General features: G+C 44.1%; 21 protein-coding genes. 6 read left to right on the top strand and 15 right to left on the bottom strand.

Annotated features, from left to right (window positions below):
- Window positions 1–70: 70 nt before the first annotated feature.
- Complete coding sequence (gene rho, locus L2755_RS10945) at window positions 71–1336, bottom strand: transcription termination factor Rho (protein WP_248980732.1); 1266 nt, start codon at window positions 1334–1336, stop codon at window positions 71–73.
- A gap of 234 nt (window positions 1337–1570) precedes the next feature.
- Window positions 1571–1897 (bottom strand): thioredoxin TrxA, encoded by a 327-nt coding sequence (gene trxA, locus L2755_RS10940; RefSeq protein ID WP_101089788.1) that lies wholly within the window; start codon window positions 1895–1897, stop codon window positions 1571–1573.
- A 407-nt stretch (window positions 1898–2304) separates the two neighbouring features.
- On the opposite strand from trxA, the gene rhlB reads away from it, so the two are divergent.
- The 3 genes from rhlB to L2755_RS10925 all read left to right on the top strand — a co-directional run bounded on the left by rhlB (window position 2305) and on the right by L2755_RS10925 (window position 7906).
- Window positions 2305–3618 (top strand): ATP-dependent RNA helicase RhlB, encoded by a 1314-nt coding sequence (gene rhlB / locus L2755_RS10935; protein WP_248980731.1) that lies wholly within the window; start codon window positions 2305–2307, stop codon window positions 3616–3618.
- A 14-nt stretch (window positions 3619–3632) separates the two neighbouring features.
- The gene (locus L2755_RS10930) at window positions 3633–4547 is read left to right on the top strand and encodes a Ppx/GppA phosphatase family protein (protein WP_248980730.1); all 915 of its coding nucleotides are present in this window, start codon (window positions 3633–3635) and stop codon (window positions 4545–4547) included.
- 371 nt (window positions 4548–4918) lie between these two features.
- Window positions 4919–7906 (top strand): TonB-dependent receptor, encoded by a 2988-nt coding sequence (locus L2755_RS10925; RefSeq protein WP_248980729.1) that lies wholly within the window; start codon window positions 4919–4921, stop codon window positions 7904–7906.
- 119 nt (window positions 7907–8025) lie between these two features.
- On the opposite strand, the gene L2755_RS10920 is transcribed toward L2755_RS10925, so the two are convergent.
- The 13 genes from L2755_RS10920 to rraA all read right to left on the bottom strand — a co-directional run bounded on the left by L2755_RS10920 (window position 8026) and on the right by rraA (window position 19817).
- The gene (locus L2755_RS10920; protein ID WP_248980728.1) at window positions 8026–8559 is read right to left on the bottom strand and encodes a thioredoxin family protein; all 534 of its coding nucleotides are present in this window, start codon (window positions 8557–8559) and stop codon (window positions 8026–8028) included.
- A gap of 286 nt (window positions 8560–8845) precedes the next feature.
- Window positions 8846–9856, bottom strand: coding sequence for a porphobilinogen synthase (hemB, locus tag L2755_RS10915; RefSeq protein ID WP_248980727.1), 1011 nt, complete (start codon window positions 9854–9856; stop codon window positions 8846–8848).
- 60 nt (window positions 9857–9916) lie between these two features.
- On the bottom strand, window positions 9917–11788 hold the full coding sequence (locus L2755_RS10910) for a sensor domain-containing diguanylate cyclase (RefSeq protein ID WP_248980726.1): 1872 nt from the start codon (window positions 11786–11788) through the stop codon (window positions 9917–9919).
- Window positions 11788–12582, bottom strand: coding sequence for a TatD family hydrolase (locus tag L2755_RS10905; protein WP_248980725.1), 795 nt, complete (start codon window positions 12580–12582; stop codon window positions 11788–11790). Before L2755_RS10905 ends, L2755_RS10910 begins: the two co-directional genes overlap by 1 nt.
- A complete protein-coding gene (locus tag L2755_RS10900; RefSeq protein ID WP_248980724.1) occupies window positions 12582–13100 on the bottom strand; it encodes a hypothetical protein in 519 nt (172 codons plus the stop codon). Before L2755_RS10900 ends, L2755_RS10905 begins: the two co-directional genes overlap by 1 nt.
- 279 nt (window positions 13101–13379) lie before the next feature.
- Window positions 13380–14126: a twin-arginine translocase subunit TatC gene (gene tatC, locus L2755_RS10895; RefSeq protein ID WP_248980723.1), complete on the bottom strand. Its 747-nt coding sequence runs from the start codon at window positions 14124–14126 to the stop codon at window positions 13380–13382.
- 3 nt (window positions 14127–14129) lie between these two features.
- Window positions 14130–14525: a Sec-independent protein translocase protein TatB gene (gene tatB, locus L2755_RS10890; RefSeq protein WP_248980722.1), complete on the bottom strand. Its 396-nt coding sequence runs from the start codon at window positions 14523–14525 to the stop codon at window positions 14130–14132.
- 6 nt (window positions 14526–14531) lie between these two features.
- On the bottom strand, window positions 14532–14771 hold the full coding sequence (gene tatA / locus L2755_RS10885) for a Sec-independent protein translocase subunit TatA (protein ID WP_248980721.1): 240 nt from the start codon (window positions 14769–14771) through the stop codon (window positions 14532–14534).
- Window positions 14772–14832: 61 nt separating this feature from the next.
- On the bottom strand, window positions 14833–16482 hold the full coding sequence (gene ubiB / locus L2755_RS10880; RefSeq protein ID WP_248980720.1) for a ubiquinone biosynthesis regulatory protein kinase UbiB: 1650 nt from the start codon (window positions 16480–16482) through the stop codon (window positions 14833–14835).
- Window positions 16479–17102, bottom strand: a complete 624-nt coding sequence (locus L2755_RS10875) for a ubiquinone biosynthesis accessory factor UbiJ (protein ID WP_248980719.1) — start codon at window positions 17100–17102, stop codon at window positions 16479–16481. The genes ubiB and L2755_RS10875 overlap by 4 nt, the downstream gene beginning before the upstream one ends.
- An 11-nt stretch (window positions 17103–17113) precedes the next feature.
- Window positions 17114–17869 (bottom strand): bifunctional demethylmenaquinone methyltransferase/2-methoxy-6-polyprenyl-1,4-benzoquinol methylase UbiE, encoded by a 756-nt coding sequence (gene ubiE, locus L2755_RS10870; protein WP_248980718.1) that lies wholly within the window; start codon window positions 17867–17869, stop codon window positions 17114–17116.
- Window positions 17870–18080: 211 nt separating this feature from the next.
- On the bottom strand, window positions 18081–19115 hold the full coding sequence (locus L2755_RS10865; protein ID WP_248980771.1) for a formimidoylglutamase: 1035 nt from the start codon (window positions 19113–19115) through the stop codon (window positions 18081–18083).
- A 216-nt stretch (window positions 19116–19331) separates the two neighbouring features.
- Window positions 19332–19817: a ribonuclease E activity regulator RraA gene (rraA, locus tag L2755_RS10860; RefSeq protein WP_248980717.1), complete on the bottom strand. Its 486-nt coding sequence runs from the start codon at window positions 19815–19817 to the stop codon at window positions 19332–19334.
- A 337-nt stretch (window positions 19818–20154) separates the two neighbouring features.
- Here rraA and L2755_RS10855 point away from each other — a divergent pair, with 337 nt between their 5' ends.
- From L2755_RS10855 to L2755_RS10845, 3 genes are all read left to right on the top strand, one after another.
- Window positions 20155–20406 carry a uroporphyrinogen decarboxylase gene (locus L2755_RS10855; protein ID WP_248980716.1) on the top strand — a complete coding sequence of 84 codons (252 nt, stop codon included), beginning with the start codon at window positions 20155–20157 and terminating at the stop codon, window positions 20404–20406.
- Between the two features lie 194 nt (window positions 20407–20600).
- Window positions 20601–21113 carry a phosphatase PAP2 family protein gene (locus L2755_RS10850; RefSeq protein WP_248980715.1) on the top strand — a complete coding sequence of 171 codons (513 nt, stop codon included), beginning with the start codon at window positions 20601–20603 and terminating at the stop codon, window positions 21111–21113.
- A 9-nt stretch (window positions 21114–21122) separates the two neighbouring features.
- Window positions 21123–22178 carry an MJ1255/VC2487 family glycosyltransferase gene (locus tag L2755_RS10845; RefSeq protein ID WP_248980714.1) on the top strand — a complete coding sequence of 352 codons (1056 nt, stop codon included), beginning with the start codon at window positions 21123–21125 and terminating at the stop codon, window positions 22176–22178.
- Window positions 22179–22433: the final 255 nt, after the last annotated feature.

Below are 22433 nucleotides of genomic sequence, written 5' to 3'. Positions count from 1 at the left end.
ACAGGCATAAAAAAACCGCATAAATGCGGTTTTTTTTGCAGCTGATGACGCTAGCTAAGTCCTAGTAGATTTAGCTCTTAGCGCGTTTCATTGCAGTAAAGAATTCATTGTTAGTCTTGGTCATTGCCAACTTGTCGATTAAGAATTCCATGCCAGAGACTTCATCCATTGGATGCAAGATCTTACGCAAGATCCACATTTTCTGCAGTTCGTCTGGCGTGGTGAGCTTCTCTTCACGACGTGTTCCTGAGCGGTTGAAATCAATCGCTGGGAATACGCGTTTTTCAGCGGCTTTACGAGAAAGGTGTAACTCTTGGTTACCGGTACCTTTAAACTCTTCGTAAATAACTTCGTCCATCTTAGAGCCGGTATCAACCAACGCAGTAGCGATAATGGTTAAGCTACCACCATGTTCGATGTTACGCGCAGCACCAAAGAAGCGCTTAGGACGGTGCAATGCATTAGCATCAACACCACCGGTAAGAACTTTACCTGATGATGGGATTACAGTGTTATAAGCACGCGCAAGACGGGTAATCGAGTCGAGTAAGATAACCACGTCTTTCTTATGCTCAACTAGGCGTTTAGCTTTCTCAATGACCATCTCAGCCACTTGTACGTGACGGCTCGCTGGCTCATCGAAAGTAGAAGCAATCACTTCACCTTTCACCATGCGTTGCATTTCGGTGACTTCTTCAGGACGTTCGTCAATGAGCAGTACCATTAGCACAACATCTGGGTTGTTATAAGCAATGCTTTGCGCCATGTTTTGCAGTAATAGTGTTTTACCCGCTTTTGGCGGCGCAACAATCAAACCACGTTGACCTTTACCGATAGGAGAGCATAGGTCGAGAATACGTGAAGTGATATCTTCGGTTGAGCCATTACCACGTTCCATACGCATACGTTCTTCAGCATGCAGTGGCGTTAGGTTTTCAAACAGGATCTTGTTGCGAGAGTTTTCAGGCTTATCGAAGTTAACTTCGGTCACTTTTAGCAGAGCAAAATAACGCTCGCCCTCTTTTGGCGGGCGGATCTTGCCAAAAATGCTGTCACCAGTACGCATGTTGAAGCGACGAATTTGGCTAGGTGAGATATAAATATCATCAGGACCCGCTAAATAAGAGCCATCAGAGCTACGTAGGAAACCAAAACCGTCCTGCAAAATCTCTAATACACCGCCACCGAAAATATCTTCACCGCTTTTGGCGTGGGCCTTTAGGATCGAGAAAATAATGTCCTGCTTGCGAGCGCGGGCCATATTTTCTAGCTTCATGTCTTGGGCTAATTGTACTAAATCTGAAATCGGTGTGTCTTTTAATTCTGATAAATTCATCTTGGGGGGTCTTGTTTTCACGTGACGATGCCATCTTAGATCAATGGGTATGAAGCTTATTGAGTATCGATCGGATAGCGGGAAGTGTGTTAGTTAGAATCTCTGTGGTTATTAAAGTAGCACTAACAGGGCAGGGCGTCTAGAAATTTAGTCAAACCCGACACATTTTCTTGTTGAAGCTGTGTCGGGAGTCACTCTAATCTCGCTTTAGTGGAGCATTTCGCCTCTAAAGTCTTACAGTTGTCCGTCAATAAACTCTCTAAGCTGAGTTTTTGAAAGTGCGCCAACTTTAGTCGCCGCTAACTCACCCGCTTTGAATAACAGCAGAGTTGGGATGCCGCGAACACCATATTTAGCGGGTGATACGTTGTTTTGGTCAACGTTTAACTTAGCGACAGTGATCTTGCCAGCATACTCTTCTGCTACGTCATCTAAGATTGGAGCAATCATTTTACAAGGACCACACCACTCAGCCCAAAAATCAACCAGAACGGGAAGTTCAGAGTTAATTACGTCATTTTCGAAGCTATCGTCGCTTAAGTATACAATCTTGTCGCTCATGTTGTTCTCCAGTTTGGTTGCCATTGCTGGTTTGTTAATGGCTTAACCTGTATATTGGGCCGGTAAAATAGCTTTTCAAGCTATGTAAGTTAATCATTTATTAAAGACGCCACTTGAAGTGATCGTAAAACGCTTTAGACAAGTCGGTGAATTATAGGCATAGTGAGCCTAAGTCGACGACGACTAACGCCTAAAAGCGTATTTAGTTCGCCCTAAGAGAACGTTTAATACACGCTAAAATTTCAAGCATCATAATGAAAAGAGGGAATAGTGATTCCGTCACCGATGCTAATAATACCGTGAAAACCGTTTCTCCAAGTGAGCCCCTATTTTCAGCAATAACAATTCTACCGTTATTTCAAACGATCGAGTTTCTTATTGCAACCTTTTACAGGTAAGCCTGCGCTATGAGCGATACACATTTATCTACAAAAAAGTTTGCCGACTTCCCGTTACAAAAAGAAGTTCAACAAGCACTTAACGAAGTGGGCTTTGAGTTTTGTACGCCTATTCAAGCGTTATCATTGCCGATATTATTAGCGAAAAAAGATATCGCAGGACAAGCGCAAACAGGTACAGGTAAAACCCTGGCCTTTTTGGTCGCCACGTTTAACCACCTAATGACTGAGCCTGTTCCTGCTGAACGTCAGATCAGTCAGCCACGAGCCATCATTATGGCGCCAACACGTGAGCTTGCGATTCAAATTGCTAAAGATGCCAACTTACTGGCTAAACATACTGGTCTTAAAGTCGGTATCGTCTATGGCGGTGAAGGCTATGACGCCCAGCGTAAAGTGCTCGATAAGGGCATTGATATCTTAATTGGTACCACGGGCCGTATTATCGATTATGTTCGCCAGGGCGTGATTAACGTCAGTGCGATTCAAGCCGTTGTGCTCGATGAAGCCGATCGTATGTTCGACTTGGGTTTCATTAAAGATATTCGTTTCTTGTTTAGACGTATGCCTGATGCTAAATCACGCTTAAATATGTTGTTTTCAGCGACGCTTTCGATGAAAGTGCAAGAGTTGGCTTACGATCATATGAATGAGCCAGTGAAAGTTGAAGTCGCACCTGATGAGAAAACCTCTAAGAATATTAAAGAGGAGATCTTCTATCCATCAATGGCAGAGAAGATGCCACTGCTACTATCACTGCTAGAAGAAGATTGGCCTGAGAAAGCGATTATTTTCTCAAACACTAAACACAGCTGTGAAAAAGTGTGGTCATGGCTTGAAGGTGATGGACACCGTGTCGGTTTGCTGACGGGTGACGTGCCGCAGAAGAAACGTTTACGTATTCTAGAGCAATTCACTAACGGTGAAATTGATTTTTTGGTCGCGACAGACGTCGCTGCCCGTGGTCTGCATATCGCTGATGTGTCACACGTCTATAACTATGATCTACCTGATGATTGCGAAGATTATGTGCACCGTATTGGTCGTACTGGTCGAGCAGGGAAAAGTGGCGTCTCAATTAGCTTTGCCTGTGAAGAGTATGCATTGAACCTGCCTGCGATTGAGAGCTATATCCAGCACTCAGTGCCAGTAACTTCATACGACAGTGAAGCATTACTTGATGATATCCCTACGCCAAAACGTATTCATCGTAAGCCAAGCAGTCATTCGCGTAATACTCGTGATCGCAATGGTTCTCGTCCACAAGGCGGCCATCGTAACAGTGGTCCGCGTCGTCATGACAGCACCCGCAGACATTCGTAGAAGAGTCTCGCTCAATGACTTCAGCTTGTTATGCCGCTATCACGTTAGGCTCAAATAGTTTTAATATGATGGTGGCTAGAACGGTTAGTCACCAGCCTAAAATTGTTGCCAAATATAAACGTAAAGTGCGTTTAGCAGAAGGTATTGAGGCTGACGGTTCTTTGAACTTGTCAGCAATGACGCGGGGCATCGATTGCCTCGCGATGTTCGCTGATATGCTCAAGAAAGAGGGTGTGTCAGCGGATAATGTTGAGATAATTGCCACCGCCACTTTAAGAAAAATCAGCAATGCTGATGTTTTTTGTCAGCAAGCCGTCAAAGTATTACCTCATCCCATCCGTATTATTTCCGGCATAGAAGAAGCTGAACTTATCTATCAAGGCATGGCTGCGACTACCGCAGGCAGCGGGCGACGCTTAGTCATTGATATTGGCGGTGCCAGCACCGAATTTATTATTGGTGACGGTAATAAAGTGCTGTTAAAAACCAGTCTAACCATGGGCTGCGTCACTTTTAATCATAGCTTCTTTAACCAATTCCCTTTGCAATCATCTGATTTTGATCATGCTAGACGGAATGTTGAAAGCGTACTGGGTGATTACCAGCAAGAGCTGATCAGCTTAGGTTGGCAGAGTGTTGTGGGCGCTTCAGGTAGTGTGCAGTCAGTTGTTGAACTTCTCAGCGCACGAGGAGAATCCACCGATATCACCCTCGATGTTTTACAACAATTGAAGCAAGAAATTCTCATGCAAAGCTCTGCATCAATGCTAGGCATTAATGGTTTAAAGCCAGAGCGAGCCCCCACTTTCGCCGCCGGCGTAGCCATTTTGCTGGCACTTTTTGAGCTCCTTAATATTGAAACCTTACATCTCTCTGGTGGCGCGTTACGTGAAGGAATTTTGCATCAACTAGCCCAACGCAGCAGTTAAATCCCCCCCCAAAAAAAGCAACATTCAAGTTGTAACCATTTCTCCTAAGCGCCACTGCAATACATATAACTTTATATTGTATGCTATTACTAACTGTTCTTAACTATACTTGCTGCTTTTTAAAGCGCAAATGATGGTTTTATAGACTTATTATTTAATCTTTTCTCGAATTATACTCTAAAAGTAATCCCATTATATCGGCACCATATCTGCACATAAAGTCTACAGAATAAAATAGATTGTATACAGTATGTATATAATGTTAATGTGCTGTTGCGAATTTTAACAAGCTCAGTTGTTGGGTAGCAACACTGAAAAAATAAAGAAAATTTGCACAATAACTATAGATAGAATTAAAGGGAAATTGGGTTATGAACGGAATTAACGCTATAAAGCGATTTACGCCAAGAAAAACACTGGCAGCACTTGCTGTCGGTTCAGTTTTATTATTGTCTGCGCCAGCAATGGCTGCGGACTCGAGTGTTATTAAAGGGCAGGTGACCTCCAGTGAAGGCTCTAACCTTTCGAATGCAACAGTAACTCTTAAGCATAAAACAAAAGGGTTGGTATACACCGTTGAGACTAACAACAACGGTGCATACACATTACGTAATATTCCTGTTGGTGATTATGACGTCAGTATTGCTAAAGATGGGTACGGAACAACAAAAGGTTCGTCTGTACGAATATCAATTGGACAGGCGGTAATTCTGGACGGTGAATTATTTTCTGAACAGTTAGATAATGTAGAACGTATTGCTGTTACAGGTAGTATGATCCGCAGGATTGATACTGCCTCTTCAACATCTGGCATGGTATTTAATCAAGATGATTTGAATCTAATGCCGGTCAACAATGGCTTTGAAAGTATGGCTCTGCTTGCCCCTGGTACAGCAGCCCCTGGTGCCGATAGTTTTAATGGTGCCTCTAGTTTTGGTGGTTCTTCATCAGCTGAGAATGCTTACTTCTTAAATGGGCTTAACATCACTAACCTTAAAACGGGTTTAGGCTCGTTAGCATTGCCATGGGAAGCCATTGCACAAACTGAAATTAAAACTGGCGCTATCACTCCAGATTTTGGTGGCGCTATTGGTGGTGTGGTAAATTCAGTTTCGCGTTCAGGCGATAATGAGTTCCATTTTGGCGGCGAAGTACGTTGGGACCCGAGTTCGATGAGAGCAACTCAAGACCCTATCTACAATGCTGCTGGAACAATGGTCGATGTCACTACTCGAGATAGTCAAGACTTTAAACAAGCTAAAATTTGGGCCAGTGGTGCAATTGTTGAAGATAGCTTGTTTTATTATGGTTTGTACGAGCCTCGTGTAGAAGAAGATATTTGGTCAGGACAAACCACGACCTCTGAAAGAAAGAGAACTGCTGATCGCTGGTTTGTTAAATTAGATTGGTTTATCTCTGAAGATCATTCAATTGGCTTCATGGGGATGAACAATGAGCGTAGCTGGGAAACTGATATCTATAGCTATGACTGGGAATCGGATACCGTAGGCGACCGAATCGGTGAGCAAGCCAAAGAAGGTAAAGATGGTGGTCAGCTGTATGGCATCACCTATAACGGTTACTTGGCAGATAATTTTTCGGTTTCAGCAACGGCTGGCCGCGTAGCTGAATCATACGAGACGATTCGCGTTACAAATAACCCGAGTGTTTGGGATGAGCGAAATGGCGGCTTTGTTACTTTAAGTGAACATGTTGATGCGACTATCTATGATGAAGAGTATATCCGCGATCAAGCCCGCGTAGATTTCAGCTGGGATTTAGAGAGCCATACAATTAGTTTTGGTGCAGATTATACTAATCTGCAAGTAAAGTATGATGAAGAGCCAAACGGTGCTGATGCGGCATCGTCTGGATGGTTTAAGACTTATACGTCGAGCAACTCAGGTAATGACTATATAGAGCAAAGAATACGAATTCGCCATACGGATAGTGAAGTAAAAGCAATGGCGCTTTATGTGAATGACTCATGGCAGGTGACGGATAGCCTAGTACTAAATGCGGGTCTGCGAGCAACAAAAACAGAAAACACCCTAAATGATGGCTCTAAGTATGTTGACTTTGACTTCGTCGATCAATTAGCGCCTAGATTGCAAGCGATTTATGATGTCAGCGGTGACGGCTCATCAAAAGTGTTTGCAACTTACGGGCGTTATTTCCAGCCGGTGTCAGCAAACATGAACATTACTCAAGCTGGTGAAACCACTGATATTCGTAGTTACTATCCATTAAATGAATTAGATGCAAATGGCCACCCTCTTTTGCTTGCCGATGGCACCCCTAGTAGAGGTGAAATGCTTGGAGATCCATGGGTTGCGCAAAACACTATCGGGCTACCAGCTGAAAGTATAGCTTCAACAACTTTGAAGCCTATGTATTCGGATGAATTCACACTGGGTTATGAGCAAGAAGTTTTTGAAACCATGTCTGCCGGAGTGAGAGTGACTTATCGTAACCTTGGCCGCGGTGTGGAAGATACAGATATTACAGCACCACTAAATAGAAAGCTGGATGAGCTAGGATATGAGAATGTTTATGGTGTTTGGTTCTTACATAACCCAGGAGAAAGCCTGACGATAGGGCAGAATTTTGATGGTTCAGCAGACGGTAGCCTAGAGAGCGTGACATTAACTGCTGAGGAGATGGAGCTGGATGAAATGGAGCGCGAGTACTGGGGGCTTGAACTGACATTGGATGGCAATATAACTGAAGATTTACGTATTAACAGTTCGTATGTGTATTCTAATAGTCAGGGCAACACCGAAGGTTTGGTTAAGACCGATAATAACCAAGCTGATCCAGGCTGGACAACATCTTACGATTCTGGCGATAAAATGGATAATGGCTACGGAGATTTACCGAATAGTCATGAACATGTATTCAAATTAAATGGTAGTTACAACATCACTGAGTCGTTAATTTTCGGATTCGTTGGTAGCTTGTATTCGGGTCGTCCTCAGAGCTATTACAGCTTCCACCCAACAGATGTCGACGGTTGCGCAGCGGACAGTGTTTGGTCAGCTTGTGCAGCTAACGATTATGGTGATCATACAAGCTTTTACGATGAGAATGGCGATGCGTCTCCACGTGGATCTGAGGGGAATTTACCTTGGGTTAGCCAAATTGATTTATCCTTGACGTACATTGCTGAGGTCTTCGATAATAATTTGACCTTAAAAGCAACCGTTTACAACGTTCTTAACTCTGACACTGCAACTAATATAAATGAGCAGCGTACTATTGGTAGCGAAGGTGATCTATCTGTGAACCCTAACTACGGCGCAGTAACTGAGCGTCAAGCTCCGGTATTCGCCTCGTTCGTAGCTCGTTATGAGTTCTAAGTCCAAATCTAAAATCTAAATATTTAGTTCGTTAGATATAAAAAAGCCGCTGTAATTCAGCGGCTTTTTCTTATCAGTAGAAAAGTGCTTTAGATTAAATTCAGATGAATTTAAAGAGATTAGTTTAATATCTTCGCCAAATCTTTCTCTAACGTCACTTCTGGCTTTTCGATAATGCGACCGATCTCAGCGCCTTTTTGCTCAACAATGAACGTTGGGATACGGCTGAAGTCGAATTTAGCTGCAAGGCCTTGTGGATCTTCTTTAGCTCTATCAACCCCGATATAAGTCACCGTAATATTCGGGTTATTTAAGGCTTCGATAATACGAATGAATCGCGGCGTTTCACGATGGCAGTCTGGGCACCAAGTACCAATAATAACGGTGATTTCAGTCGGCTCTGTTACGGCTTGTAACTGCGTGATGCTTGCTTGGTCAACTTTATAGTCAGTATATTCTAGACTGAACCAATCAAGCACGTTGAGTTGTTCGGTGGTAACGCTACCGGTTAAGATCACTTCTTGTTTCTCCTCAGTACAAGTGGCCATAAAGCCCTCCTGTTGTCCTTCGAATGCACAGCCGCCACTAGCCATGCTTTGGCTACTAAAAAATAATACTGTGGTGGCAAGCAATGCTTTAACGTTATTGTGCATGATTATACCTCGAGCAAGAAGAAATGAATTCGGCTTTATTCAATCATGTCTTAACTACGGGGTGAAGCATGCTCTATAAGTACTGCTATCGCGATCACTGCATGATTGTTGATTTAGTGGCAGGGTTCACACAATAGCGACTTAGCTCAATAAAATGAGTCGGCGCATTGAACTTTATTGGCAAAGGAGGGAAGAGTGAAATTGATGCTCTTGAGAAAATAAAATGCCACTCAATCGAGTGGCATTCTTGTATCTATACCCATCCTACATATGGGTATATAAACGGCTATTTATCTTCTTTTAACCACTGCGCGGCGCGCTTGGCAAAGTAAGTTAGCACGCCATCAGCACCGGCACGTTTAAAGCAAAGCAGAGACTCCATTACGATCGCTTTTTCCGCCAGCCAGCCATTTTGTATCGCGGCCATATGCATCGCATATTCCCCACTCACTTGGTAAGCAAAAGTGGGCACGGCAAGTTCGGTCTTAACGCGGCGGACGATATCTAAGTAAGGCATACCAGGTTTGACCATCACCATGTCGGCGCCTTCTTGAATATCAAGAGCAACTTCATGAAGCGCTTCATCACTGTTAGCAGGATCCATTTGGTAGCTGTGCTTATTGCCACCCTTAAGGTTACCAGCAGAACCGACAGCATCACGGAAAGGGCCGTAGTAGCTCGATGAATACTTAGCTGAGTATGCCATGATCTGCGTGTTGACATGACCAGCGGCTTCTAGTGCTTCGCGAATGGCACCAATACGGCCATCCATCATATCTGATGGGGCTACAATGTCAGCACCCGCTTCGGCATGAGACAGTGCCTGCTTCACCAAAATTTCGGTGGTGATGTCATTCATGATATAGCCTGTGTCATCAATGATGCCGTCTTGACCATGAGTGGTAAACGGATCCAGTGCGACGTCGGTCATAACACCTAGCTGTGGGAAAGCTTCTTTTAAGGCGCGAACGGCACGTTGTGCTAACGCATCGGCATTATAAGCTTCCTCTGCCATTAGGGTTTTTTTCTCTGAAGGCGTCACAGGAAATAGTGCAATAAGTGGGATCCCAAGCTCTACTAATTCAGCTGCTTCTTTTAGTAGCAGATCAATAGAGAGGCGCTCTACACCAGGCATTGAGGCCACTAGCTCTGTACGATTGTTGCCTTCCAATACAAACATCGGATAAATTAAGTCATTTACAGAGAGCTGGTTTTCAGACATGAGACGACGGCTAAACTCATGTTTACGCATACGACGCATTCTACGCTGTGGGTAGGCACTAGTAATAATATTCACATTCGACTCCAGACTTTTTGGTGATGTCAATTTTGCTCAGGGCTGTATTTTGCTCAAGGCTCAATCTTGCTCAGGGCTGTATAGCATGATGCGATTACGCCCTTCGTTCTTGGCGCGATAAAGTGCTTTATCGGCTTGGTCTAATAACAAGGTTGTATGTTGTTCAGAGGAGACAATTTCAACGCTCACTCCAATACTGACCGTGAGAGGAATGGTAATATCCCCCCAATGGATCAGTAATTCAAAAATAGCTTTCCTTATTGACTCAGCAACTTGCAAGGCGCCTTCTTGATTCGTATTCGGTAATATAATAGCAAACTCTTCACCACCAAAACGTGATACTAGATCGGTTGGTCGCTTTAATATTCGCTTTAATTCACCCGCAATGACCCGTAAAGCTTGGTCTCCGGCGAGATGCCCATAGGTGTCATTAATCGATTTAAAGTGGTCTATATCTAACATGAGCACCGCCATTGGCGTTTGTTGCCGGCGGCTAATGCGACCTTCTGCGAGGATACGCTTATCAAATGAATTTCTATTTTTTACACCGGTAAGGCTATCAATGGTTGATTGCTCAGTCAGCTTTTGATTCGCTTCATTGAGCTCTCTTAGCGCGATCTCTAACTCTAAGGTGCGTTCTTGCACCATCTGCCCAAGTTGCTCGCTACTTCTGGCCTCTATTCGCAGTGCATCTTCTCGGGTCGTTTTGACTCTTTGGGCTTGAATTAATGCTTCTTGTTGGATCTGTAGTTTAGCCAGACGTTCATCGTTATAGCGTATCGCCAGTAGCGCCGCCATAAAAATAATTTCGAAACTTAATCCAAGCATAAAAGGGGTCTTTGCTTGCAGCTTAAGTTCAATGTAGCCCAAGTACAACATGCCCGAAATTAAGGCGCCTAACATCATTCCTGCCCAGCCTATGGCGAATAGCTTAGCCAGTTTGTGGCCACGAAACCCTTGAACGAGTGCGATATACATCAGCAGTAAACTGGCGAACATGACGGCGCAGATATCCAATTTTAGCGCAAGGTTGTAATCGAGCAGTAATCCAAGCAAGAGCAGCACGATTGAAATCGCAGCGCCGAGTCGGCAGATCCGCAGCATCGGTTGACTGTGGTATTTCAGTTGCATCACTTTTTCTGAAAAAAGAAAGGCAAATGCCATCGATAAACACAATAGAACCGGTGTTATAAATGCTTGAATAATAGGCCAGTTAGGCCACATGAAACGAAAGGCGATACCATGCAAAGTGGCAACAAAAAGGGTCAAAGAGAGCACATAACCCGCATAATAAGTATAACTAAATGAGTGTGAGGCAATGGCAATAAAGAGACTGAAAAACCCTATCGCTGTTAAGACACCAATTTGAAAACCATAAAACAGTGATTGTTGCTCGGCATCTTGATAGTAGGCATCATCGGTCCAGATCGTGATGGGTAGACTCGAAGATCCTGTGGTGCTAATTCTTAAGTAGAATGTATGAAAATCCTCATTTTTACAGCTAAACGGGTAGGCAAAATCATTACTTATAATCGGTCTTTGCGAGAACGGGATACTGTCGCCCATAATCACTTTATTAATCAAACGGTGTCGATTGAAGTGATATAACTCTATTAGGTCGAGATGTGGATTAGTGATCGACAGTATTCTTTTGGTGGTAATGGAACCACTACTTTGCACGCTAAATTTTATCCAAAAGTGCTTGTCACTCAGGCCGCGAACAACATCAGCTGTGAGTTTGTTCCAATTCGTGGATGATAATTGGCTGACTTGGGTGATGTCACTAGCCTGCGTTGCAGGAGTGTAGTAAGTCCACTCCTGTAGTGCCAACGCTGTCGGAGTATTGCTGTCGATGGTTAAGGTATTCTCGGCGTAGGCAGCGCTTGAAATAAAAATCACAGCGATTGATAAAAAACGGATAAGTAACAGCATTAGTAAGGTAAACCAAAAAATGAGCGGCTGTTCTGATAGGTTTGCAGTGCAAAATCGTCAACGGCTTGACCACGAAGCTTGGCAATATATTCAGCGATGTAAGGTAAGTACTTAGGCTCATTTTTACTCGACTTAGGTTTTGGTCGCATACTTCGAGGCAGTAAGTAAGGGCTATCGGTCTCAATCAAAATACGGTTATCAGGAATAAGTGGCACCAACTCTGCGAGCTCCAAGCCTCTACGTTCATCGCAAACCCAGCCGGTAATCCCCAGATGTAGGTCCAGCTCTAAATAAGCCTCTAGGCTTTCACGGTTTCCGGTAAAGCAGTGCAGTAGGGCGCCAGGTAATGCCGCGCGGTACTCTTTTAATATGGCGAGAAAATCGCTATGGGCATCTCGCTCATGCATTAATACCGGTAGCTTTAGCTCTATTGCCAGTTCAAGCTGCTGGGCAAAAGCTTGTCTCTGTTTGAGTCTTGGTGAGAAGTCTCGATTATAGTCCAAACCACACTCGCCAATGGCAACGACACATTGAGCTAGGCTTAATTGTCTAATTTGATGGCTACTTTGGGCGGTCCATTCACTGGCGTGATGGGGGTGGACACCTGCAGTGCTATAGAGTTGCTCTGGAAATGAGCGACACAAGTCAATTGCGAGTTGGCTCTCCTCAATCTGGCTACCAATCACTATCATTGAGGAGACGCCGACATTGTTGGCTTCCTCAACAACACGTTGCATACTTTTTTCTAAGCTGCTGCCAATGAGATTGACAGCAATATCCATAAAGTGCGGCATTATTTAAGACGTTTAACACGAATCGTAGTGTTGCGATCTTTTGTGCCTAGCATAAAAGAGCCAAGAGCCGCTTTTTCAATAATGACTTCCTGCTCAGGCTTAAGCTTAAAAGTGCGTGAATCCGTTTGCTTCCAAACTTGGCCATTATTAAATTGTATCTTAAGAGCTCCGTAAGGGTCTTTTGTGACCTTACTCACCGTTAGGTTGATGGTATTAATCACTTGCTCATCTTTGTCTTTCTTGAGGTTACCAAACTCCTCTACCGCGTCTGCTTGTGTATTGACAGTGCTGGTGATCACCGCTGTAGATGAAGCAACCGCAATAACTTCAGTGGTGGGGGATTGGCTTACAGCACTTTTTGTCACTAAGGAAGCTGATAGCTTGTCGTAACAGATAAGACGATCAAGTTTGTCTTGTACCGCAGCGCATTGCGTTAGCTGTGCTTCAACAGAGGCATTGGCCAATGTCGATAGCGAAATCGCCGCGGTTGTAAGTAATAACAGAGTTGGCTTAATCATCAAAAATTTCCTTTTATTTTTAGAAAGCAGGCTATTGCATGATTTTATATCAATTCCATCATACATGTAATCAATACAGGGTTTTGCTGTTAACGGGATTAAGAAGTGTAAAAATTCTAATGCCTATGGCTTTTGCGGTGAAATACATGGTGTGTCACGAGTGATAATGTTGGGCATTGGTATTACTGGCTAGGTTGAGAATTTAAGCCAAAAACAAAAAAGGTACTGCCTTCATCAACTGAATGGCAATACCTTTTGTATGCTTCAAAAATTACTTAGCTACTTCTGCTCACTCTCTTCATCTTCATCATCATCAGCTTTACTGTAGAAGCGTGCTGCGATGAGTCCACCTTCAAACAAGATGAGCATTGGGATCGCGAGCATGGTCTGCGAAATAATGTCGGGAGGTGTTAAGAACATCCCTACAATAAAGGCGCCAACCACGATATATGGACGCTTCTTTTTTAGCTCTTCAGGTGTGGTAACACCCGCCCAGCATAAAAGAACCACTGCCACAGGTATTTCAAACGCTAAGCCAAACGCAAAAAATAGTTTGAGAATAAAGCTCAAATAACTACTGATATCGGTCGCGACTTCCACACCTTCAGGTGCCACACTGGTGAAAAAGCCAAACACCACTGGAAATACCACATAATAAGCAAATGCAATACCGAGGTAGAACAGCAATGTGCTACTGGCAAGCAAGGGCATCATCAGGCGTTTTTCGTGCTTATACAGCCCGGGGGCTACAAATGACCATATTTGAAACAGAACATAAGGGATGGCAATAAAAAACGACAGCACTAAGGTCAGTTTAAATGGCGCAAAAAAGGGTGCGGCGACATCTGTTGCAATCATGCTGCTCGATTCGGGCAGCGCTTGCATCAATGGTATGGCCATATAATGGTATATATCATTGGCCCAATAGACCAAACAGATAAACACCAAGAGAACACTACCTATTGCTCGAAGCAGCTTATTGCGCAGCTCAAGCAAGTGACTTATTAATGGCTGTTGTTGTGACATGGACTACCCGTTAGGTTTGTCTGACTTAGCATTTTCTGTTGTAGACGTCTTAGCAGTAGGGGTGTCTTTGGCTGGAGTTTCAGTTGCCGCAGGAACGTCTTCTACTTGATAAGGACGATTAACAGATTGCGCTGCTTGTTTTAGTTGATCGATTGAATCCTGTAACTCAGGCGCAAGGTTTTTTAAGCCTTGGCTTTCTGCTTTTTTCAAATCAGTATGCAATTGCTCGATTTTAAGCTCTTGCTCCAATTCGTCTTTAACTGAGTTGGCCATCTTTTTCATGGCGCGGATCCAGCCTGTGATTGAGCGCACGGCGACAGGAAGTCTTTCAGGACCTAGTACGACTAGCCCCAAGACTCCAATCAACAGCAACTCCAAAAAGCCGATACCGTCGAACATAGTTGATTACGCCTGTTCTTTGTCCTTAGATTCAGCCTTTTTTTCGGCTGTCTCAGTGCCATCAACTGTTTTTTCAGCTGCACTGTCTTCTAGCGCTTTCTTCTCTTCTTCAGAAGACATGGCGTTTTTGAAGCCTTTAACTGCACCGCCTAAATCGCCGCCTAAAGAGCGTAATTTTTTCGTTCCAAACAATAATACGACAATCAATGCAACAATAAGAAGTTGCCAAATGCTAATGCCACCCATGTACGAATCCTCTCAATTTAGATACTGGTTCTATTATGAACCTTTGGTTATTTAGGTCTAGCTAAAGTTTTAGGTTCTTTGGCTTAGATCGCCATCCGAGCAGCCACAATGTGGCGCCTACGCCGATACTGCCGTAAGAAGCCCATAGTGTAGCGTCTTGATTTAACAAAATAGTGCCACAGATCACTAAAATAGCGGATGTGATCAAAAGATAGTTACTTTTATGGGCTTTTTGCTGCTGTTTTAGATACCGATCGAGTAATTTGTTGTGGGTCTTTGCTAGGTTACGCCCCATTTTCAAATTGTCGTAAATGAGTTCAGGCAGTTCGGGCAGTTGCTCTGCCCAGTAAGGCAGCTGTTGCTTAATTTTTCCAACCATGGCTTTAGGGCCAACTTGCTCCGCCATCCAGCCTTCCAGGAAAGGTTTTGCTGTTTTCCACAAATCCAGCTGTGGATATAGCTGACGTCCTAAACCTTCAATATAGAGTAAGGTCTTCTCCAACAATACCAGTTGCGGCTGCACCACCATGTCGAAGCGACGTGCGGTTCGAAATAGCTCAAGTAAAACGTGACCAAATGAAATTTCATCCAATGGTTTATTAAACATCGGCTCACAAACCACTTTAACGGCTTGTTCAAATGCAGCGATATCGGTATCGGCTGACACCCAACCTGATTCAATATAAAGCTGAGCGATACGGCGATAATCACGATTGAAGAAGGCGAGGAAATTCTCAGCCAAATAGCGTTTATCTTCATCGGTCAGGGTGCCCATAATGCCGCAATCTAAGCCGATATAAAAAGGGTCGTTTGGATGTTCGCGGCTGACAAAAATGTTACCTGGATGCATATCTGCATGGAAAAAATTATCGCGAAAAACCTGAGTGAAAAACAGTTCTACACCGCGTTCAGCCAGTAACTTGAAATTGGTGCCTTGGGCTTCAAGCGCGGCTTTATCTGATACTGGTATGCCGTTAATGCGTTCCATCACTATCAGGCGAGTAAAACAGAGCTCTTCATACATAAAAGGGATGTAAAGTGAATCTGAATCCAAGAAGTTATTACGTAACTTAATGGCGTTCAGGGCTTCAAGTTTTAAGTTGAGCTCACCCTCGATGGTGGTGCGGTAATCCTCGATGACTTCGGCTGGGCGGAGACGATTGTTGGCCCCGAGCAGAAACTCTAAAAAGCCAGCGGCTTGTGACATTAGCTGAATGTCGGCGTGCACTTTTTGTTCTACATCTGGGCGCAGTACCTTTAATACGACTTTAGCGCCGTTAGACTTAAGCGTTGCAGTATGCACTTGTGAGATAGAGGCTGATGCGAGAGGAATATCATCGAAGTCATCGAAGTAATCTTCGATGGAGGCATTAAGTTCTAATTCAATGGAGGCGCGAGCAATGGCAGAATCAAACGGGGGCACTCGGTCTTGCAACATCGCCAGCTCTTCGGCCCATTCGTCGCTAAGCAAGTCGCGGCGAGTTGAGAGCATTTGGCCAAACTTAATATAGACAGGCCCAAGCTCTTGCATCGCTAGCTTCAAGCGTTCGCCACCGACTTTGTCTTTGTGTTGGTTTCTGAGCCAGAAGAAGCAAGTTCTTAATAGCTTAAAGTACCAAGGCGTTACCTTTGAGGGGAGTAAATCATCTAATCCATAATGCAATGCGGTGCGGATGACTTGATAAGCGCGCCTGATACTTTTTACTGTCATGGTTTAACTCTTGCCCTATTAAGTAGTTGCTCAATCCGTGTTTCTAAGGCGTCGACCTCGACCGCGATATCTTCGATAGTATCACTTAAGTGAATATATTCGAGTTTATGCGGTGCAAGCCGATACTCTTCGGTCGTTAATTGACTTAGGTGGGAGCGTGTTTTTAGCAACATTTGGCTGATATTTTGTTTAGCTCGCTTAACACCTTGGCTGACAAAGTGAGTTGGAGCGTCACCTATATAACGAGATAGTGGCTCGGCAAAGTCGAATTCAACACCTTGCAGATAGTGGCTAAATGTTTGTAATAAACTGAGGTCACCTTCGATGCTAAGCTTATCTTGTTTGATCAACTCAGTGAGGTTGGCACCTTCAGTGAGTTGATATAACGTGGTGATATCGGCATTAACCTTGGTACTGACATCGCCTTCATATTGGCTGAAAACTTGGATCTCTTTGGCAAACAAGAGATAAAGCGGCCAACTCAGCTGCGTCAGTTGAATGCATAGCACTTTGCCATGCAGACTGCGCAAGGTCGCGTAGTCTTCAGGCGACTGGGCGATTAGCTTGTTTAAGCCAACTTCAATCGCCGCACATGTAAGCAGTGACATGTCACGAGACATAGTGAGTCCAATCAGAATTTGTAACCTTTATGCAAGGCTACAATACCGTCAGTCATATTGGTATAGTTCACCTGCTCAAAACCTGCATCTTCCATCATCTGCTTCAAGGTCTCTTGATCTGGATGCATGCGGATAGATTCTGCAAGATAGGCGTAGCTTTCAGCGTCTTGAGTGATTAACGCGCCCATTTTAGGCATCACTTTAAAGCTATACAAGTCATATATCTTGCGCATAATATCGTGCTTAGGCTTAGAAAACTCAAGCACTAATAATTTTCCGCCTGGCTTTAATACTCTCAGCATTGAAGCAATAGCAGCATCTTTATCGGTGACATTACGTAGACCAAAGGCGATGGTAATAATATCGAAATGATTGTCAGGAAACGGCAGTGCTTCAGCGTTAGCCTGCACATAGTTCACATTGCCAACAATGCCTTTATTTCTTAATTTTTCACGACCGACCTTTAGCATAGAGTCATTAATATCGGCTAAAGTGACTTGGCCTTTTTCACCGACAAGGTGAGAAAACTTAGCGGTTAAATCGCCGGTACCACCGGCTAAATCAAGAACTTTCATGCCTGGACGTGCACCGGCACTTTCGATAGTAAAACGTTTCCACATACGGTGGATACCGAAAGACATGACGTCATTCATGATGTCATATTTAGCGGCAACAGAATGGAATACGCCAGCGACCATATCGGCCTTTTGCTCAGCTTCAACCGTTTTGTAACCGAAGTGAGTGTTCTTTGGAGTGTCCTCTGACATCTATCTATTCCTATACGTTAACAGTTGAATTATCACGATTGTAAGCCATCGAGCCAGATTGCTGAATCTTTCATCTATCACTATGTGATGTATGTTATTTATCAGCCGCCGGACATTGTAAAAATGAGCGATGACACAGGGTTTCGCAAAATTGACTGCGCATTACACCATAATACTCGCCAATGTTGAATCGTTATTATTACTGTATTTGCTACAGTGCATTAATGCGTCCGTTGATATAGCTATAGATCAATTCGGCAATACTTTGTCCTGTTTCACGGTAACCAGCATCGATACCGGCAACATGACAACTAGGAGCTGCCTCAGCTAGATGTAAATAGGCACAGGGGCAATGTTTAGCCACGTAACTAACGTAGTGTAATGCATCGAGCAAGGGGACTCCGGCTGCGGTTGAAGCACTCGTTGGCATATTGGTGATGGCATCTAAATCGAGTTCTACTGCGACAGGAAGTGAGCTGTTATTGAGCTCTTGAACAATTGATTTTAATGCGGTTTCTAAGCTCAACTCTCGGCGCACCCAAATTTGCTGGAAAGTATGCCAGTGGCCACCAAATGCCTTGAGTTGCGCTAATGTCGCTTCGCTATTTTTAAGCTCATGTAAGCCAAGCACATGGTAAGCACCGAGTGCGCCAGAAGCTGCTGCGTAACTAAAGCCATTACCACTGTGGCGCCCCTCTTTTGGCCTGAAATCAGAATGAGGGTCAAGATTAACCGCTGCGATAGGGCGTTTATGGCTGGCTTTAGCGGCCATAAGCAAACCGTAGGCATTGTTATGCCCCCCGCCAATGACAATCGGTTCTAACCCCGCCTGCATTACGCTAGATAACACCTCAATCACTCTTAAATCTAACTGCTCTACATTGTGACGTAGTTGCTCCGCGCTGCTGTTGTTTGGCAGTTGTAAGTCAGCCGTTGCTATTTGGCCTAGGACTAAACATTGCTCGCCACTTAAAAAACGGTTGGATTGAAAGTTGAGGAACTGTTTCATCGCGCTGTCGAAAGCATCAGTAGAACCGCCGCGGCCCAAATTTGCACGGGGACCGATATCTTCACCAATACCGATAATTGCAAAGCGAACATTGCTGGCTTTAGCTTGGGCAAGTATTGTCGGCAGATCATCTGTTGCTGTTGGGAGCTGTACTCGTTGTCCGAGTTTTGTTTCACCTGTTCGAGTGGCGAGGAGGCTCTCAAGCTTAGTGGTAGTGAAAGGGCTGAGGTACTGCATCATTTAGTTATTCTTATATTTAAATACTCATTAGCGACAGTGTAAGCCTTTGGAGATATACCAATCAAATTAAATAAGCGATCGATTTATAGAGGCGTAAGAAAGAGCTTATATTGTAAATTTTGATTAAACCATCGGCCATAAAAAAGCCAGCGCTTCTGGCTGGCTTCGGCTTAGCTGGCACAATCAAATCGAAATTTGATTGTTAGGTGCTAATTAATCAATATCGAGCGGTTCAGGCGATAAAATCATGCCGGTATTATCGGCATAAACATGGTCGCCGGGTAGGAAGGTTACGCCACCGAAATTGACCGGAACTTCAAGTTCACCAACGGAGTTGCTATCGGCGCCAACAGGGATGGAAGCTAATGCTTGCACACCAATGTCTAGATCTTCTAAAGCATCAACATCACGAACTGAACCATAGATGATGATCCCTTCCCAATTGTTGTCCACTGCTACTTGGGCAATCGTCGAATCGAGTAGGCCGCGACGCAGTGAACCACCACCGTCTACCAGCAATACTTTGCCTTCGCCATCTTCCTGGAGAGCCTCAATGATGAGGCCATTATCTTCGAAACATTTGATGGTGCTAATTGAGCCACCGAAAGAGTTACAACCGCCGAAATTACTGAACATGGGTTCGACAACATCAACTACATCGATATAAGTGTCACAAAGTGCCGAGGTGTTGTATTCCATAGGAGCGCTCCTGATTAAATAGGCGTAGCTCAGTAATTTGAGCAAATTAGTTATTTACCCCAGTATATAAGGGATTCTTGAAAAGAAAAGTGTTATCAATCACGCAATTGCTGATAAAGGCACCGTATAGTCGTGTTGTGGTAATATTTCTACATCTTGATTACTAATCCAGCAAAAGTATGACACAGGTCATTATATAACGTTTTTTTATTACTAATATGGATTGTTTTTGTTAGCATGAGCGTAGAAATATTAACTTAACTTAATTTTTGAGTCGCTTTAGGGGCACGGATCCCCCAGTTAGCTTAGGGAAGGCAGAGGGCCTAAAAGGTGCCTTATGGAAGCTATTAATACTATTGAAATCATCGGTTATGCCGCCTCAGTTATGGTCGCAATTTCGCTAATGATGAAAGACATTACCTGGTTGAGATGTTTGAACTTTACCGGTTGTTCACTGTTCGTTATTTACGGTGCATCAATCGAAGCATGGCCTGTTGCAGGCATGAATGCTTTTGTTGCGTGTATCAATATATACCACCTGCAAAAGATCTACCGTAACCGCAATAATGTTGAGCTTGCTGCCGACTAAGCTGCAGGTATGCTCTAGCCTGATTATCAACCGATGATTGGGCTAGTATATTGACTCTAACTCGATAATCTTCCCTTTTCTTTGTTTGCCTCTCCCTGTTATTTTCTTTGTGTCATAAAACTTTAGGCTCGTTGTCACGTTCTCGTCATGGATTTTTCATAGCTTGCTAACCAATAACACATTGGGAGTTTGCAATGATCACCTCAATATCAAAACTAGATCAGAGCTGTTATCGATTTGTGGTTAAGCAGGGGCAAGAGCACGGTTTGCAACCTTTGGCTTTGTCAATATCGGCCTCTGGAAACGGACCCGTTTATTTGTATATGGCAGTGCTGTTTATACTGCTAGATAGTCACGGCGAGTCACTACTCAATATGCTATTAGCGGCTTATCTGGTTGAGTTACCGCTCTATGTGCTACTTAAAAATATCATCCGTCGACAACGACCTTGTCATGCACTTGCTGATGGGGTTGCCCGCTTTGAACCTGCCGACAAATTTAGCTTGCCCTCGGGTCACACCGCCGCTGCATTTGTGATGGCAACTAGCATCTACTTTACCTATCCAGCTCTATTTTATATTGCCGCCTTTTGGGCGGTAAGCATCGGTCTCTCGCGGGTTATTCTTGGGGTTCACTACCCACTGGATATTATCGCAGGAGCATTATTAGGTGTTGCGTCTGTTGTACTTAGTCAGCACATTATTTAGGAGAGAGCATTGAAGATCCTCTATGGGGTACAAGGCACTGGCAACGGTCATTTGAGCCGAGCTAGAGTGATGGCTAAAGCGATGCACAAGCAAGGCGTCGATGTCGACTTTTTCTTTTCAGGGCGTTTGGCTGAACAGTTTTTTGATATGCAGTGTTTTGGGCAGTACAGAGTGCAATCAGGGCTGACATTTGCAACTAAAGATGGCCGGGTGAATGTAGCCCAAACCGCTAAGATGAACGCTTGGTTTGGCTTCCTTAAAGATGTCAAAAACTTAGATTTAAGCGGTTATGATCTAGTGCTTAATGATTTCGAGCCCGTTTCCGCTTGGGCCGCTAAGAATCAAGGCGTACCATCCATTGGCATTAGTCATCAAGCTGCGCTAAATTTTTCGGTGCCTAAAGTGGGTGACAGCTGGTTTAACGAGACCATACTGAACTATTTTGCCCCAGTGGATATAGCGTTAGGCTGTCACTGGCATCACTTCGGTTTCCCGATTTTACCGCCATTTGTTGAGGTCGATAAAGTTGACAAAGAGTTAGCCCATCAAGTCTTGGTTTATCTGCCTTTCGAGTCAGCAGATGCCATTATCGATTTTCTGACGCCTTTTACGGATTACACATTTTTGGTATACCACACTGGGAACCCAATTAAGCCGATGCCAGCGCATATTAAATGGCATGGTTTTGACCGCAATGGCTTTAAAGCGGCAATGGCAAGTTGTGGAGGTGTGATTGGTAATGCAGGTTTTGAGCTTGCCAGTGAAGCGCTAACCTTGGGTAAAAAATTGCTGATTAAACCGCTGCTAGGGCAGTTTGAACAGCTATCTAATGTGGCAGCTCTTGAGCTACTCGGGGCTGCAGAGTGCATGAAAACCTGTTTAGATCCTGATGCACTGCGCCGATGGCTGAAGTCACCAACACCGGAAGCTATTCACTATCCTCAAGTGGGAGATGCACTCGTCGCTTGGTTACTTAAGGGCGATTGGAGCCAACCTGAGGTGTTATGCCAGTCACTATGGTCGCAAGTTAATTTGCCGTTAAGCTGGCAAAAAAAGAGCCCTTAGGTTAACGGAGACTATGAGGGCTGAGGCATTGGCTTTAAAAGAGGTATAATGTTTATGTCTTTCGCCTAACGTAAATAAAACCGACACTATTATGCAGCTAAAACCACTTGAGAAAGGGCGCTTTCATTCATTATGGCAACAAGAGCATGCTGCTATTGAGCAGATAATGCGTGAGTGCATCAGCGAGACAAAATCCGTTGCCGCACAACATCGATTGATGGAACAAGGTCAACAGGTGAGCGACCTAATACTGGT

Origin of the sequence: Shewanella abyssi (genome assembly GCF_023284025.1) — a bacterium.
Lineage (GTDB): Bacteria > Pseudomonadota > Gammaproteobacteria > Enterobacterales > Shewanellaceae > Shewanella > Shewanella abyssi.
This window is presented reverse-complemented; position numbering and strand designations above follow the sequence as displayed.